The organism is Streptomyces sp. GESEQ-4, from assembly GCF_017948455.1.
GTDB lineage: Bacteria > Actinomycetota > Actinomycetes > Streptomycetales > Streptomycetaceae > Streptomyces.
The window spans coordinates 81,136-96,008 of record NZ_JAFFSU010000005.1; the positions used below are offsets into that span (position 1 = coordinate 81,136).

The 14,873-nt window shown below is 70.1% G+C and carries 14 protein-coding genes and 1 pseudogene; 9 read left to right on the forward strand and 6 right to left on the reverse strand.

Annotated elements, in window-relative coordinates; translation table 11 throughout:
- Positions 1–3 precede the first annotated feature (3 nt).
- From KCH48_RS12455 to KCH48_RS12465, 3 genes are all read right to left on the reverse strand, one after another.
- The gene (locus KCH48_RS12455; protein WP_210573141.1) at positions 4–471 is read right to left on the reverse strand and encodes a DUF4442 domain-containing protein; all 468 of its coding nucleotides are present in this window, start codon (positions 469–471) and stop codon (positions 4–6) included.
- A gap of 58 nt (positions 472–529) precedes the next feature.
- Positions 530–925 carry a luciferase family protein gene (locus tag KCH48_RS12460; protein ID WP_210573143.1) on the reverse strand — a complete coding sequence of 132 codons (396 nt, stop codon included), beginning with the start codon at positions 923–925 and terminating at the stop codon, positions 530–532.
- Between the two features lie 91 nt (positions 926–1,016).
- Positions 1,017–2,063: a hemin ABC transporter substrate-binding protein gene (locus tag KCH48_RS12465; RefSeq protein ID WP_210573144.1), complete on the reverse strand. Its 1,047-nt coding sequence runs from the start codon at positions 2,061–2,063 to the stop codon at positions 1,017–1,019.
- A gap of 107 nt (positions 2,064–2,170) precedes the next feature.
- Here KCH48_RS12465 and KCH48_RS12470 point away from each other — a divergent pair, with 107 nt between their 5' ends.
- The 5 genes from KCH48_RS12470 (at position 2,171) to KCH48_RS12490 (ending at position 7,619) form a co-directional block, all read left to right on the forward strand.
- The gene (locus KCH48_RS12470; RefSeq protein ID WP_246885202.1) at positions 2,171–2,923 is read left to right on the forward strand and encodes a hypothetical protein; all 753 of its coding nucleotides are present in this window, start codon (positions 2,171–2,173) and stop codon (positions 2,921–2,923) included.
- Between the two features lie 112 nt (positions 2,924–3,035).
- Positions 3,036–3,965: an HtaA domain-containing protein gene (locus tag KCH48_RS12475; RefSeq protein ID WP_210573149.1), complete on the forward strand. Its 930-nt coding sequence runs from the start codon at positions 3,036–3,038 to the stop codon at positions 3,963–3,965.
- 77 nt (positions 3,966–4,042) lie between these two features.
- A complete protein-coding gene (locus tag KCH48_RS12480; RefSeq protein WP_210573151.1) occupies positions 4,043–4,567 on the forward strand; it encodes a hypothetical protein in 525 nt (174 codons plus the stop codon).
- A gap of 138 nt (positions 4,568–4,705) precedes the next feature.
- The gene (locus KCH48_RS12485) at positions 4,706–7,219 is read left to right on the forward strand and encodes an immunoglobulin domain-containing protein (protein WP_210573153.1); all 2,514 of its coding nucleotides are present in this window, start codon (positions 4,706–4,708) and stop codon (positions 7,217–7,219) included.
- 34 nt (positions 7,220–7,253) lie between these two features.
- The gene (locus KCH48_RS12490; RefSeq protein WP_210573154.1) at positions 7,254–7,619 is read left to right on the forward strand and encodes a DUF6479 family protein; all 366 of its coding nucleotides are present in this window, start codon (positions 7,254–7,256) and stop codon (positions 7,617–7,619) included.
- 176 nt (positions 7,620–7,795) lie between these two features.
- Here the strand turns inward: KCH48_RS12490 and KCH48_RS12495 are convergent, their stop codons facing one another.
- A complete protein-coding gene (locus KCH48_RS12495; RefSeq protein WP_210573156.1) occupies positions 7,796–9,439 on the reverse strand; it encodes a glycoside hydrolase family 13 protein in 1,644 nt (547 codons plus the stop codon).
- A 348-nt stretch (positions 9,440–9,787) separates the two neighbouring features.
- Here KCH48_RS12495 and KCH48_RS12500 point away from each other — a divergent pair, with 348 nt between their 5' ends.
- A complete protein-coding gene (locus tag KCH48_RS12500) occupies positions 9,788–10,714 on the forward strand; it encodes an LAETG motif-containing sortase-dependent surface protein (RefSeq protein ID WP_210573158.1) in 927 nt (308 codons plus the stop codon).
- Between the two features lie 19 nt (positions 10,715–10,733).
- On the opposite strand, the gene KCH48_RS12505 is transcribed toward KCH48_RS12500, so the two are convergent.
- Positions 10,734–11,693 carry a nucleoside hydrolase gene (locus tag KCH48_RS12505; RefSeq protein WP_210573160.1) on the reverse strand — a complete coding sequence of 320 codons (960 nt, stop codon included), beginning with the start codon at positions 11,691–11,693 and terminating at the stop codon, positions 10,734–10,736.
- A gap of 119 nt (positions 11,694–11,812) precedes the next feature.
- A pseudogene (locus KCH48_RS42185) lies at positions 11,813–12,090 on the reverse strand (threonine--tRNA ligase); the annotation flags it as partial.
- 79 nt (positions 12,091–12,169) lie between these two features.
- Here KCH48_RS42185 and KCH48_RS12510 point away from each other — a divergent pair.
- From KCH48_RS12510 to KCH48_RS12520, 3 genes are all read left to right on the forward strand, one after another.
- Complete coding sequence (locus KCH48_RS12510) at positions 12,170–12,997, forward strand: methyltransferase domain-containing protein (protein ID WP_307840869.1); 828 nt, start codon at positions 12,170–12,172, stop codon at positions 12,995–12,997.
- 456 nt (positions 12,998–13,453) lie between these two features.
- The gene (locus tag KCH48_RS12515) at positions 13,454–14,050 is read left to right on the forward strand and encodes a hypothetical protein (protein WP_210573799.1); all 597 of its coding nucleotides are present in this window, start codon (positions 13,454–13,456) and stop codon (positions 14,048–14,050) included.
- A 94-nt stretch (positions 14,051–14,144) separates the two neighbouring features.
- Positions 14,145–14,750: a hypothetical protein gene (locus KCH48_RS12520; RefSeq protein WP_246885234.1), complete on the forward strand. Its 606-nt coding sequence runs from the start codon at positions 14,145–14,147 to the stop codon at positions 14,748–14,750.
- The last annotated feature ends 123 nt before the right edge of the window (positions 14,751–14,873 follow it).

The following is a 14,873-nucleotide window of genomic DNA, read 5'->3' on the forward strand; positions in this document are numbered from 1 at the left end:
TGCTCACTTCCCGCGCCGCACACTCCAGTCGAACGTCCCCCGGCACACCACGGCCCCCGTCGCGTCCGTGATCTCCGTGCGGGTGGAGAGGCGCGCCCGGTCGGTCTCGCGCGCCAGCAGCGGTCGTACGGCATCCCGCGCTTCCCGCGTCAGACGGCAGGTGGCGACCAGGCGCCCGCGCGCCGGGGCCAGGAACTCCATGCTCGCGTCGGTGCCCAGCGGGACGACGCCCGTCATGTCGTCGGGGCCCGTGCTCTCGGCGATGATCGCGGCCAGGCCCGCCGCGTCGGCGAGGGCGATGAGGCCGCTGGAGTGGAGGGAGCCGATCACGTTGGTGAGGGACTCCGGGGTGGGGCAGGTGAGTTCGGCGGTGCCGTCGGTCGCGCTGAGGACCTCGATGGCGGCCGTGCGGTGCGCGGGGATGTCGAGGAGGGTGCGGGCGAGTGCGGTGGTGTCCGTCCTGTCGTCCATCGCCGCAGCCTCGCACCGGGCGCTTACGACGGGATGACGTGGCGGATGACGTGAGGCGTCAGCCCCGTTCGTGCTGTCTGGGCAGGACGGTGACGCGGTGGAAGTTGCAGCCGGCGGGCGGCGGGAGCGCGCCGGGCTGGGGCGGCTTCTCGTGGGCCTGGAGGGCGACGCTCACCAGGCTGGCCAGCAGGTCGACGTCGGTCTCGCAGTCGAGGTGAATCGTCACCCACCGGGAACCGGGCACCACACGGATGGCCGTGGACCGCTCCAGGTCCTCGGCGAAACGCCTGATGGCACCGCTGGTGAGATGCAGGTCCACTTCGTGGTCGGAGTGGAAGTGCACGATTTCGCAGCGCCGGGAGCGCAGTGCGCGCCCGGTACCGCAACTGGCCTGGACCGCCGTGAGGTCGGGCCAGGATTCCAGTCGCTCCAGGGCACGCTGGGCCAGAGTCATGCCTCCATCGTCACCCGATACCCCCAAAGCCACCAGGGGTTGTTCAATCCGTAACCTTCACCAGCGGTTCACCCTGAGTGTGAGATCAGGTTCATCCCCGGTGAATCCGGTCAACCAGAATGTCGATGACGAGGGGTGTGCGCGGCCCGAAGCTCAGCAGCACGCCGTCCTCCAGGGACACGATCCGCCGGGCCGCCCCCGCCGGGGTCTGGGCGATCCCCGGGATCTCCTCCAGCCCCTTGATGCCGCCCACCGACTCCAGCCCCTTGTCCATCATCAGGAGCACATCGGGCCGGGCGGAGACCAGGGCCTCACTGGTGAGCGGCGTGAACGGCTTGTCGAGACCGGCCTCCACGCCCGCGTCGACCGCGCCCGCCGCCTCGATCAGCGAGTCGGCGCCGGAGCCCTTGCCGCCCATCAGATAGACGGCCGCGGTGCCGCGCATGTAGAGGAAGGCGACCTTGGGCCTGCTGCCCTCGGGGACGGCGGCGCGGGCGGCGGCGAGGTCGTCGCTCATACGGTCGTTGAGAGCCTTGCCCGCGTCGGGGACACCGAGCGCCTCGGCGATCCGGGTCGTACGGGTCGTGACGTCGGCCAGTTTCGTCGCCGGGTCGAGGACGACCACCGGGACCCCCGCGTCCCGGATCTGGTCGATCGCCTCGGACGGACCGGTGTCGGTGTCGGCGAGGACGACCGTCGGCCTGAGCGACAGCACGCTCTCCGCGCTCACATCGTGCGCCTTGGTGACCTGCGGCAGCTTCTTGGCTTCCTCGAAAGTGGCGGTGATGTCACGGCCGACCACCTTGTCGCCCAGCCCCAGCGTGAACACGATCTCCGCCACTCCGCCGTTGAGCGGCAGGATCCGCGACGCGTCCTGCACGGTCACCTTGCGGCCGTCGGAGGAGTCGACGGTCACCGGCAACTCCGGCGTGGGCACCTCGCCGTCAAGCGGTACGAGCGTGTTCCTTGCGAGCTGCTTCTCAGCCGTGGCGGCCCGCTCGCTCGCGGAGACCGGGGACACGTCCGAAACGCCGCCCGCGTCGGCGGAGTTGCCCGCACAGGCGCCGGTGAGCAGGGCGACCGCCAGGGCGAGCGGGGCGAGGGCCCACGCTCGCGGGTTTCTTCCGGACTTCTGCATCGCCGGTCCTCTCACGTCTCGTATCCCCCACACGGTTGAGCATTAGCTTAGGTTAGGTTTACCTTAATTACCCGAGGTGGGGGTGTGACGTGATGTCCACAAGTGGCTTGCATGACAGACGAGTTGTCGGATTCGCCGGGGTCGCCGCCTCGGTCGCCCTGGTGCTCACGGCCGCCGTACCGGCATCCGCGGCAGGCAACTCGGCGACCGGACCCGAGGACCAGAAACTCACCGCCTCCAAGGCCTCCGGCCTCGCCGCGGCGGGCGAGACGGTCACGGTCTCCGGCACCGGCTACAACACGGAGAAGGGCATCTACGTCGCCTTCTGCGTGGACAACGGAGCCGGAAAGACACCCACGCCCTGCGTCGGCGGCGTCGACATGTCCGGCGAGTCCGGGGCGTCCGTGTGGATCTCCTCCAACCCGCCCTCGTACGGCGAGGGCCTGGCCAAGCCCTACAAGGGCAGCGGCCACAACGGCTCCTTCAGCGTGAAGCTGAAGGTACGCGCCAAGGACGCCAACACCGACTGCACCAAGTCCGGCGTGACCTGCGCCGTCATCACCCGCAACGACCACACGCGGGGCGGGGACCAGTCGCAGACGGTGCGGATCCCGGTGAGTTTCGGAGGGAGCGGGTCGTCGTCATCCGACGACACGACGACGACTCCGAGCCCCACGGCCAGTGCGAGCACAACCGGCGGCAGCACGAGCGGCGACGAGCCCTCCGACGGCCCACTCGCCAGCACGGGGTCGCTCGCGCTGGCGAGCGGGGCGACTGCGGCGGGGCTGGTCGTGGTGGGTGCGGGGACGTGGTACTTGGCGCGACGGCGCCGGCGGGCGAGCCAGCGCTCAGCTGGATAGGCGGTTCGTTGACTGCGGGCCGGTGGGGGCTTGTCGCGCCCACGCGGCGGAGCCGCATATCGATACAGCCCCGCGCCCCTTTGGGGCGCGTTTGACTCAAGGAGACTTGAAGATGCTGAAGAGACCTGGCGCCGCGGTTATAGCCGGCGGCGCCCTACTCGCGCTACTCGCCCCCGCGCGCCCCGCGAACGCCGACGACACGTCCCCCCGTGACGTATCCGGCGGTTACGCGACCTGGTCCACCGGCTCGGCGGAGCTGAACGGTCTGACCCTCACCCCTGCCCGACCCGCCGTACAGGGCTCGGCGAACCGCACCTCCCTCCCGGCCACCGGCGGCCACACCGACCCCGCGACCGGCGCCGCGGACATCGACCTGGCCGGCACGCTCCGCCTCGACGGCTCCGCCGGACAGCCCCAGCCGCTCGTCCTGGGTTCCCTGCGACTGGCCCTGGACGGCGACGACGGCACCCTGCACACCCGTACGGCCGTCGACGGAAGGGCCCGTGACCTCGCGCTGGCCGAGGTGGCGACGGACGACGCCGCCATCGCCGTACGGGCGGGCGGGGTGACCTGGACCGGCCTGCGCACGACCCTGACCGACGAGGGAGCGGCGCTGCTGTCCGCGTGGAGCGGCGCGCAGTTCGCGGCGGGGGACGGGCTGGGCGTGCTGGATGTGACGGTGGGGACAGGGAGCGAGACGCCTGCCGAGACTCCTCAACCGACCCCCAGCACCCCGCCGTCGACGCCGGAGCAACCGAAACCCCAGGCTCAGACGGCGAGTTCACCGACCGCATCCGTCACCCACCCCACCCTGACCGCGGGCGGCGAACAGACCGTCACCGGAACGGGGTTCGAGCCCGGCGCGGTGGTGCTGGTCGCGATCGACGGCGACACCCGCTATCAGGCGGTGGCCGACGACGAGGGCCGGGTCGAGCGGTCGTTCCCGGTGTACGACACCGCCGAATCGGGCGCGCATACAGCGGAGTTGTACACGCCGACGGACCAACAGCAGAGCACATCCGCACAGTTCGGTGTTGCGTAAAGCCGAAGTCGTACTTAGGTTTGCCTACCCTAAGTTGAGCACTCGCTCGACTCACCCAGAAAGGTGCTCGGTACCCCATGAGACGTAACTCCGCACGTGTCGTACTCGCCGTAGCCGCCGCCGGTGCCCTCACCCTCGGTCTGGCCACCTCCGCGTCCGCCGCCACCTCGACCCGCACGGTCGTCGACGGCTCGACCACGTACAACCTGTCCCTGACCGCGCCGAACACGGCCGCCGCCGCGGGCCAGGTCATCACCGTCTCCGGCTCCGGCTACAACACCGGCCAGGGCGTCTACGTCGGCCTGTGCGTGGTCGACGGCGCGGCGGGCGTCAACAAGCCGACCCCGTGCCTCGGCGGCCAGGACGAGTCCGGCTCGACCGGCGCCTCGCACTGGGTGAACAACACCTTCGGCGGCATGTTCGCCAACAGCTCCAAGTTCGGCACCGGCGGCACCTTCAGCGTGAGCATCTTCGTCAAGGCCACCCTCGACGACGGCAGCGTCTGCGGCGAGGACGTCACCTGCGCGGTGGTCACCCGCGCCGACCACTTCGACACGAACGACCGCAAGTACGACGTGCACGTCCCGATCGCCTTCCAGTAACCCCCGTACGTGGTGCGGGCCGGACGCCCGTCACACCGGCCCGCACCACCAACCGACCCCGCCCCACCCCATCCCGCCTCCCTCCGCCGCCGAGCCGACCCACCGATGAGGAAGCCCATGTTTTCCACGGCAGTTGACATGCCACGCCCGCGCCGCAGACGCCCGGCGGCGCTGCTCGGCGCCGTCGCGCTCGTGGCCGCCTCGGTCATGGTCGGCGTCGGCTCCACGGCGCAAGCCGCCGACACCCCGAAGACGGGCCTCGGCAAGGACGGCCAGAAGCTGACCGTCTCCGCCTCCGCGAATCTCGACCCCGACGGCGAGACCCTCCGCGTCACCGGCGAGGGCTACGACGCGACCAAGGCCATCTACGTCGCCCTGTGCAAGGACAACGGCGACAACCGCATCCCCACCCCGTGCCTGGGCGGCGCCGACATGACCGGCGGCGGCGAGTCGTCGAAGTGGATCGTGCCCGAGGGCGACGAGTACGCCGGCGATCTCGCCGTGACATGGGGTGCGGGCGGCACCTTCGACGTCGAGATCGCCGTCAAGGCCAAGGACGGCGGGCTCGACTGCACCCAGGTCACCTGCTCGGTCATCACCCGCGTCGACCACCGCAACAGCGGCGACCGGTCCCAGGACGTCCGTATCCCGGTCGCCTTCGAGGGCCAGGACCCCGGCGGAGGCGGCGGCGACGGTGTGGACGTACCGGCCGGCACCGTCAGCTATGTGAAGGCCGCCGAGTTCACCACCGCCGGACGCCCGGTGGACCTCCTCCTGCACCCCGACTCCGGGAAGCTGTACGTCGGTTCGGAGAACATCCCGGACACCGCCGACGTCGCCGAGCAGGGCCTGTACGCGCTGGACGCCGCCGACGGCAAGCTGCTCAGCCATGTCGCGCAGGCCCCCGGCTCCACCGGCGCGCTGGCCCCCCGCGTGGTCAAGGAGATCACCGTCCCGCTCGCCGGTGATGGCGTCGTCTTCCACTACCCCCTGCGCGGTGTCGGCGCCGCCAAGGACGGCGACACGGTCGCCCGGGGCGTCTGGCTGACCGGCGCCTCGGTCACGGCCACCGGCCCGGGCACCACGGCATCGACGGTCCTGGTCCAGCAGGGCCCCACCGTCTCCGAGATCGAGTACGCCACGGGCGCCGTGCAGCGCACGCTCACCCTCGACGGCGGCAGCAAGCTCGGCGTCGACACCGCACACGCCGCCGCCTGGTCCGGCTACGACAACGGCAAGCTCAGCCGTATCGACACCGGCTCCTTCAAGGTGACCGCCACCGCCCAACTCCCCGAAGGCTTCCTCACGTTCATCGAGCCGGACCCGGACACGGGCAACGTCTGGGTCGGCGTCGGGGACGACGTTCTCATCTACGACAAGGACGCCAAGCTCCTGACCACGCTGGCCGGCAAGGACCGGGCGAAGGCGGTGGGCTTCGACAAGACCACGCACCGCGCCTTCGTCCTGCGCGAGGACACCGCCGCGGAGGGCACGGACAGCACCGGCTCCCTGGAGACGTACGACAGCACCACGTTCAAGCAGGCCGCCGCACCCCTCGCCCTCCCGGGCAGCCTGGCGGGCACCGGCGCCGCGGTGGCCGTGGCCCCGGGCGCCACGTCGGTCTATGTCACCGCTCAGGCCGAGAGCAAGGTCCTGAAGTTTGACGTCCGCGTCTCTCCGAAGGTCACCCAGTCCCCGACCGACCAGACCGTGGACCCCGGCGACGAGGTCACCTTCGTCGCGGCGGCCGAGGGCACTCCCGAGCCGGCCGTGCGCTGGCAGGTCAGCCCCGACGGCGGCCAGACCTGGACCGCGGTCGAGGGCGCGACGCGGAACGCGTACACGTTCACGGCGCAGGCGTCGCAGGACGGATACCGGTACCGGGCGGAGTTCACCAACGCGGCGGGCACCACCCGCACGACGCCGGTCACCCTCACCGTCAAGGAGCCGTCGGACGGCGGTGACGGCGGCGGCGACGGCGGCGGCGAGGACCAGGACCCCTCCGGCACGAAGACCGGCACCGGCCCCGAGGGCCAGAAGCTCACCGTCACCCCGGTCAACAACCTCGCCACCGAGGACCAGACCCTGAAGATCACCGGCTCCGGCTACGACACCGACAAGGGCATCTACGTCGCCCTGTGCGTCGACAACGGCGCCGGCGAACTCCCCACCCCCTGCATCGGCGGCGTCGACATGTCCGGCACCTCGCACTCCTCCGCCTGGATCTCCTCCAACCCACCGGACTACGGCGAGGACCTGGCGATCCCGTACGGCGACGGCGGCACCTTCGAGGTGGAGCTGACGGTCGACGCGAAGGACGAGTACACCGACTGCTTCAAGGCGACCTGCGTCCTCGCGACCCGCGCCGACCACACCCTCTCCGGCGACCGCTCCCAGGACGTGAAGGTCCCGGTCAGCTTCGTCGGCCAGGACCCGGTGGACACGGACGACGGCGACACGGGCGGCACGGGCTCGACGGGCGGGACCGGCTCGACGGGCGGGACCGGCGGCTCCACCGGCGGCACGGCCACCTCCCCCTCCGGCGGCAGCCTCGCCTCCACCGGCGTCACGGTCCTGACGGTCGCCGCCCTCGCGGCCGGCCTGCTGGGCGCGGGCTGGATGGCGTACCGACGGGGCCGCACGGCCGGCTAGGGCCCATTCGGGCCAATGGGGCGATAATGGGGGTATGAGTACGGCAGCGTTTGAGGTAGCAGCCACGGCGAGTGACGTACTGAACGTGATAGCCGCCTTCGCCGGAGGACTGTTCATCGCCGGTGCACTGATCTGGGCCGTGCGGCTCGGCATGCGGGTCAGGGACCAGGAACCCCCACGGCCTAGCCCGGAGGAACAGCCCCACCTTCCCGTCACCGGCCCGGTCCGCGAGATGCGGGAGGTACGGGAACCGGACGAGGTCCCCCATTCGGAGCAGGAGCGGCTGATGCCGTACGAGCTCCACCACGCAAGCACCAAGCGAGGAAAGGACCAACACCGCAAACGCTGGCTCCCCGGCTCCAGCGGCGGCTTCGGAAGCGGCGGCATCGGCCACGTGTGACTCCGTCGGTGGTGCGGTGATGGGTTGTCGGTTGTCTGCGGCTGGGTGGGGGCTGGTCGCGCAGTTCCCCGCGCCCCTTTCGGGCGCTGTAGCGCCCCGTAGGGGCGCGGGGAACTGCGCGCTCAGTCACGATGGCGCCGCAGCGAACCGTGAACCCCGCCACCCCCATCCCCGGGCTACGCCAGCCAGACCGTCGTATCCGGCCCGATCCGCCCGTCCTCGATCGGCGCACTGCTCAGCCGCACCTCACCCGGCGGCAGCGCGATCGCCGTGTCCGACAGGTTGGCGACGCACCGCCAGCCGTCCCCGCGGGCGAAGGCCAGCACGCCGGGCGGGGTGTCGGCCACCCAGGTCAGCTCCTCCCCCTCCAGCAGCTTGCGGCGCAGCCGCAGTGCCCGGCGGTACAGCTCCAGCGTCGAGCCCTCGACACCGTCCTGGGCCTCGACGGCGTACGACGCGAAACTCGCCGGCTGCGGAAGCCACGCGGTCCCCGCCCCGAAGCCGTACGAGGGACCGGTCGTCGTCCACGGCAGCGGCACCCGGCAGCCGTCGCGCCCCTTGGAGGTGTGGCCGGTCTGTTCCCAGATCGGGTCCTGGAGCACCTCGGCGGGCAGGTCGGCGACCTCGGGCAGACCGAGTTCCTCGCCCTGGTAGACGTACGACGATCCGGGCAGCGCCAGCATCAGCAGCGTGGCGGCCCGAGCGCGCCGCTGCCCTGCCGACTCGTCGACGGCGGGGGCGGTGCCGTCGGACAGGAGCCAGGCGTCGGGGTCGGTGCCGGGCGGGAGCATGAGGCGGGAGGCGTGGCGGACGACGTCGTGGTTGGACAGCACCCAGGTGGCGGAGGCGCCGGCGGCACGGGCGGTGGCGAGGGAGTCGCTGATGACCTGTTTCAGCTCACCTGCGTCCCAACCAGCCTGCAGATACTCGAAGTTGAAGGCCTGGCCGAGTTCGTCGGGGCGGGCGTACCGGGCGCGGCGGGCACCCGGGACCCAGGCCTCGGCAACCGCCATACGCGGCGGAATGTAGGCGTCGAGGATCTTGCGCCAGTCGCGGTAGATCTCGTGGACCTCGTCGCGGTCGTAGAAGGGGTGGGTGCCCGGCGCGAAATCCGTGAGGGCGTCCTCGGCGCTGAGTTCGGGGGCGCCGAGGTCGCGCAGCGGCTCGTTGAGGTCCTTGGCGAGGGCGTGGGCGACGTCCACGCGGAAACCGTCCACGCCCCGGTCGCACCAGAAGCGCAGGGTGGTGCGGAAGTCGGCGCGGACCTCTTCGTTGCCCCAGTTGAGGTCGGGCTGCTCGGGGGCGAACAGGTGCAGATACCACTGCCCGTCAGGAAGGCGCCGCCACGCGCTGCCGCCGAAGACGGACTGCCAGTCGGTGGGCGGGAGTTCGCCGTTCGCGCCCCGGCCGTCGCGGAAGACATACCGGTCACGGGCCGCTGATCCCGGCCCCGCGCGCAGGGCCTCCTGGAACCAGACGTGCTGGTGCGAGGTGTGGTTCGGGACAATGTCGACCATCACCTTCAGGCCGAGGCGATGCGCCTCCTCGACCATGGCGTCGAAGTCGTCCAGGGTGCCGAGGCGGGGGTCGACGTCGCGGTAGTCGGCGACGTCATAGCCGCCGTCGGCGAGTTCGGAGGGGTAGAAGGGGCTCAGCCACAGGGCGTCGACGCCCAGGGCGGCGAGGTGGTTCAGGCGCTGGGTGATGCCCTTCAGATCCCCGAGCCCGTCGCCGTCTGCGTCGGCGAAGCTGCGCGGATAGACCTGGTAGATGACGGCCTGACGCCACCAGTTGGGGTCGCGGGACGAGAGGTCGGGCACGCGGTCTCCTCTGCGGTGCGGTCACGCTGTGCGGTGGTGCGACAGACAAACCCTGTCCACATCGCCTGAAAAGTGAACCACCGGGCGGTTGTGTCAGGCGTGGACTGAAGCATTCCCCGTGTGACGAGAATGTGATGACGCCTGAACTTCCTCTCCATCTCCGCAGGTTGACAGGTTTCAACGGCACGACGAGCATGGTCCTCGCTGTGGCGCATGTGACCGATGCGCCCGGTGTTTTTTCGCTTGTCTCCACAACCACTCCACCCGGCTCGGCGTGCCCGGCAGCATCGCGCTGCCCTCCACGGCGCCGTGCCCGGGTTCTCTGCTCACGCCAAGATGGGGATCTGCATGTCCATAGCGAGACGTGTCACCGCGCGCCGCCTCCTGACCACGGGCGCCGCGTCACTCGCCCTCTGCGCCGCCACCGTCGCCTCCGCCTCCGGCGCCTGGGCCACCGGCACGCCCGGCGGCGAGGGCTGGAAGTCCGGCGGCACCTACCAGCCCGGCACCGGCGCGGGCACGGAAACCGGCACCGACCGCTGCCAGTTCTCGCTCGACGGCGCCAACTTCTTCGACTCGGTCAAGGTCGACGACGTCAACCTCCGGCCCACCGACGACGGCAAGGTGCACATCTCCGTCCGCACCGCTGGCGACGCCACCACCTGCACCGCCTCCCTCGCCTCCTACCTCGCCCACGGCCCCACCTTCGCCACCTCCGGCGAGCAGGTCTTCGTCGACTTCGACACCGTGACCGTCAAGCCCGGCCAGACCGACACCCTCGACATCGCGGTACCGGACGCGGGCTGCTTCGCCCAGATCGACCTGTACCGCGGCAAGGTCAAGTACGACGGCGAAGACCCCGACATCGGCGACGGCTTCGAGCACGGCGACCTGCCCAAGGGCCCGGACCGCCCGGTCATCAAGGACAAGCTGATCGCCGCGTGGAACGGCGGCACGAAGGACTGCACGACGGTTCCCTCCGAGCCCCCGGCCGAGACCCCGCCGGCCGAGACCACGCCGCCTCCGGCCGAGTCCACCCCGCCGGCCGAGGAGACGACCCCTCCGCCGACCGAGCCGCCGTCCGAGACCCCCTCCCCCCCGCCCGCCTCGGAGTCGTCGACACCCCCCGCCCCCACCCCGAACGGCGGCGACGGCGACCTCGCCGAAACGGGCGGCAGCAGCGCCACCATGCCGATCGCGATCGGCGCGACGGTACTGCTGGCAGGCGGCGCAGGAATGGTGGCACTGACACGCCGCCGCCGCTCGTCGAACTAACAGGGCGCCCCTTGAAGGACTAACGCTCGACGGTCGAGAGGTACAACTTCACGTACCTCTCGACATCGACGTCCAACGCCACCTCCACCAACGGCTGTTCACGCACACCCTCGTGAATCTCGGACTCACCGGGACGCGGACGCCGATCGACGACCGTCTGCCCCCGCCCCGGCCCCGCCGCAAGGTTCACCTCGACGGGCAGCAGCTCCGTACTGATGCCGGCCGGATCAACAACCGCACACACCGCCCCCGCGTCTCCAAGACCCCCCGTAGGGGTCGGGTCCCCGGACGCGGCCGGATCACGGTGAGCAAGCAACTCCCCGGCCATCCGAAGGCTCGCATCCTCGCTCGCCCGCAACCGCTGCACATCCGCCGGAGGCACCAGCACCCGCTTGAACACGTCGAGCCCGTACATGGTGATCGGCACCCCCGCGGTGAGCAGGATCGCCGCCGCCTCCGGGTCGTGCCACACGTTGAACTCCGCGACCGGCGTGGCATTCCCCGTCGCCACCGCGCCGCCCATGAACACGATCCGCTCGATGTTGCGCACCACCTCCGGGTGGGTCCGCAACAGCAGAGCGATATTCGTGAGGGGCGCGGTCGGAACGAGCGTCACCCGCCGCGGCGAGGCGAGGATCTCCCGCCGCAGCAGCGTCACCGCATCCACGTCGACCGCCGTACGGCTCGGCGCGGGCAGCCCGAGGTCGGCCATCCCGTCCTCCCCGTGCACATGCCGCGCCGTCCGCACAGCCTCGATCAACGGCCGCTCGGCACCGCGCGCGACGGGAATCTCGGGCGCGCCCGCCTGCTCCAGCACGGTGAGGGTGTTCCGTACGACCCCGTCGACGTCGGTGTTCCCGGCCACACAGGTGATCGCCCGCAGGTCGATCCCCGGGTGGCGTACGGCGAACAGCAACGCCAGGGCATCGTCGACACCGGTGTCGCAGTCGATGATCACGGGTATGGGCTGACCGGTCACGTCGGCGCTCCTCGTTCCACGTCCGGGTAAGTCACTGTCGACACGACCCTACGCAGCGGCCCAGAGTCCGGCGCCGTGACCCGATCGAGCAGCCCCGCCACAGGCACCGCCCCCGACTACCGCCCGTCCCGCAGCCGCACGGCCGCTGGCCTCCTCCTCCCCCCCGATCACCGCCTGGCACGGCACGAACCACCCCACCCGGACACGGGCGCCGAGGGCGCCGTCGCCGGGCCCGTACAGCTCGGCCCGAAGCCCGCGGCCGCACGGCCCGCCGTACGACCTCCCGCGCCTGCTCCTCCTGCGCCTCCGACACCGGCAGCACCGCGAGCTGCACGGGCGCGAGCCAGGCCGGGAAGGCGCCGCCGTGCACTTCGATGAGGTGGGCGACGGCGCGTTCTTCTCTGAACTACCGGCAGCACGGCAGCTGCCGGTAACCAGTGGCGTCTCCGTGGACGGGCCTCATAGCTTGTGCCTTCGTGACTGATGATCCGAAGACGCACCCGACTCGACACGGCCTCGGCCGGGTGTTCAACGAGGTGCCGGAGCTCTACGACCGGGTCCGGCCGGGATACCCCGACGAGTTGTTCGCGGACCTTTGCGCCATCACCGGCATGGACGAACGGTCGTCGGTGCTGGAGGTGGGCTGCGGCACCGGGCAGGCGACGCGCTCGCTTGCAGCGCTCGGATGCTCAGTGACCGCCGTCGAGCCGGGGGCAGACATGGCCGCACTCGCTCGCCAGCGGATGGCCTCTTTCCGGAACGTCGAAGTCGAGACGTCGAGGTTTGAGGAGTGGGACAACCGCGGTCGACGCTTCGATGTCCTCGTAGCTGCGTCGTCGTGGCATTGGGTTGCCCCGTCGATCGGCTGGCAGCGAGCGCACGACATGCTCCATCCCGGAGGCTGGATGGCGCTGCTCGGCCACGTCGTTGTCCGCCGGCCGGGAGAACCGGAGGTGTACGCCGAGACCGCCGATCTCCACGAGCGGTTCTGCCCCGGGAACCCCGACTGGGGTCATCCGCCACTAGAAGAAGACGTGCGCGGTACCGACGACGGTTGGGGCCTGGTCGACGATCCCGGAGAATTGTTCGGCCCAACGATCGTGCGCTGGTATCCGACCGTTCAGTGGTTCAACGGGGACGGCTTTGCCGATCACCTTCGCTCGTTGTCGCTGTACCGGAGACTCGATCGCGAAGTCCGTGAGCCCTTGCTCGACGCCGTCGCCGAGCGGATCCGCATGCAGATGGGCGACCGGGCATCACGCCGTTACCTGAGCGTCCTCCGTGTTGGACGGCGCGCCCAGTGAGGCCAGGGACCTGCCTCTGAACTAACTCGAAGGTCTCGTAGCTGTGCTGGTCCGTGTCGCGATCTGGCTGAAGGTAGGCATACCGAGGTCGATCACCTTGCACTGCCGTTCTCGTTCCGAGTCGAACTGGGCCAGATTCTCCTCGGCACTGGCGAGGCTGACTTGGAGTCCTTCGATCTCACCGAGCCATCCCTCCTGTTCTGCTTCGGTGATTCGGGCGATCAGGTTGTCGCTGATCTCGACGAGGCGGTGTCTCTGAGCCGGATCCGGTCGGAGCATGGAGCATCGAATACACACTTATCCGAATTAGCCCAGACGGTCTGGCGGGGGCGGATCGCAGTCGAGTTGCTCAAAGTAGTGGGCAACAATCTCGGCGCCAGCGAGCATTGGGCGTGTCGCGCCGCTAACTCCGGTCGGTCTGGTCACCCTTCAACCCGCGTCCGGAGACGGGGGAGAATGCAGCACATGGATGACGCGTTCACACTCCTTCGGCAGGCCGTCGATCTGCTGCCGGAGGACGCCGCGGCAGAGAACGGCCAGACGGTCGGGGATGTGCGCGAGGACATCGGGCGCCAGGAGTGGGAGATGGTGCTCGGCGTTCTCATCGAGCTCGGGGATGTCCAACCCGCGTCCGTTGACTTCTGGGAACTACTCGCCGAGGCCGCTCGGCAGATGATGCTCGACCGCAGCCGGCGTTGGTGCGAGTGGCGGGGCTGGGAAGTACGACACGGCACCGTCCGGGCGACCCTGAGCCTGGTGGGTGCGGAGGAGGGCCGACGCCGGACTGCCTTTGCCGCAGACGGGCGGCTCCGGCCGATGTGGGACATCGGCAACCGCACCGCCGGCAGCAGGGAGCGAGAACTGAACATCGCCCGATTGTGGGTGGAGCATGCGCAGGAGCTTGGCCCGGGAGAGACCGCCGACGTTCGGCTGGCTCCTCTGAGCCCCGAGCAGTGGAGGCACCTGAAACCCGGCGACGTGATCACCATGTACGAAGCCCGACCTGTTGCCGGAACGGCCACCGTGATCGAGGTCCTGCCGCCGGGCGCCTGAGCTCATCTCGCGTCAGGCGGGCCTCCGGCTGCAGCCAGGTGATCTTCGAAAACTGTCCGAGCTCAGATGGCGGGACCAGTACTGTTCCGACGTGATGAAGCCGGATGGGATGAGGCTGGGGATCGAAGCAGCGCGCCTTCTCGCCGTTGCGGACTGCTGTGAGATAGCGCCGGGACTGAGCGAGATCGAGCTCCAGCGTATTGAGCAGGAGTACGGCATCGAGTTTGCCGACGACCACCGGGCTTTCCTGGCGTCGGGCTTGCCGGTCAGTCAGCCACCCGAAGAGGGGGACACGTGGGAGAACCCGTGGCCGGACTGGCGCAACGGCGATCCCAAAGGACTCCGAGAGCGGCTTGAGTGGCCCGTGGAGGGCATTGCCCTGTCGGTCCGACACGGCTACTGGCATCCGAGCTGGGGGCAACGGCCGGAGGATGCCAACGAGGCCCTTCAGCAAGCTCAGACGCTGCTTGCTCGGGTCCCCAAGCTCGTTCCCATCTACGGGCATCGGTTCCTGCCTGCCGGCCATGGCTCCCATGGTCACCCGGTTCTCTCAGTATGGGGCACCGACATAATCTGTTACGGCACTGACCTGGTCGACTACGTCAACCACGAGTTCGACGATTTCGACGCCCACACCCCCGACGACTGGCGCCCCCAGGCGACCGTCTCGTTCTGGCGGGATTTCCTGCGCAAGGCTTGATCTCGCGGCGGCAACCGTCCCAAAGACGCGGTCGACTCACAACGGAGAGGAACTCGTCCCACTCGGTGGCGGTGAGCTCGCGGTACTCCTCGCTGGGCCGCTCGGTTCTGCGGCGGCGATGAA

What these genes read in the sequence shown, in the direction of transcription:
- KCH48_RS12455 (WP_210573141.1), bottom strand. Translation starts at nt 471, where the DNA reads ATGGACGACAGGACGGACACCACCGCACTCGCCCGCACCCTCCTCGAC.
- KCH48_RS12460 (WP_210573143.1), bottom strand. Translation starts at nt 925, where the DNA reads ATGACTCTGGCCCAGCGTGCCCTGGAGCGACTGGAATCCTGGCCCGAC.
- KCH48_RS12465 (WP_210573144.1), bottom strand. Translation starts at nt 2,063, where the DNA reads ATGCAGAAGTCCGGAAGAAACCCGCGAGCGTGGGCCCTCGCCCCGCTC.
- KCH48_RS12475 (WP_210573149.1), top strand. Translation starts at nt 3,036, where the DNA reads ATGCTGAAGAGACCTGGCGCCGCGGTTATAGCCGGCGGCGCCCTACTC.
- KCH48_RS12480 (WP_210573151.1), top strand. Translation starts at nt 4,043, where the DNA reads ATGAGACGTAACTCCGCACGTGTCGTACTCGCCGTAGCCGCCGCCGGT.
- KCH48_RS12485 (WP_210573153.1), top strand. Translation starts at nt 4,706, where the DNA reads ATGCCACGCCCGCGCCGCAGACGCCCGGCGGCGCTGCTCGGCGCCGTC.
- KCH48_RS12490 (WP_210573154.1), top strand. Translation starts at nt 7,254, where the DNA reads ATGAGTACGGCAGCGTTTGAGGTAGCAGCCACGGCGAGTGACGTACTG.
- KCH48_RS12500 (WP_210573158.1), top strand. Translation starts at nt 9,788, where the DNA reads ATGTCCATAGCGAGACGTGTCACCGCGCGCCGCCTCCTGACCACGGGC.
- KCH48_RS12515 (WP_210573799.1), top strand. Translation starts at nt 13,454, where the DNA reads ATGCAGCACATGGATGACGCGTTCACACTCCTTCGGCAGGCCGTCGAT.
- KCH48_RS12520 (WP_246885234.1), top strand. Translation starts at nt 14,145, where the DNA reads ATGAAGCCGGATGGGATGAGGCTGGGGATCGAAGCAGCGCGCCTTCTC.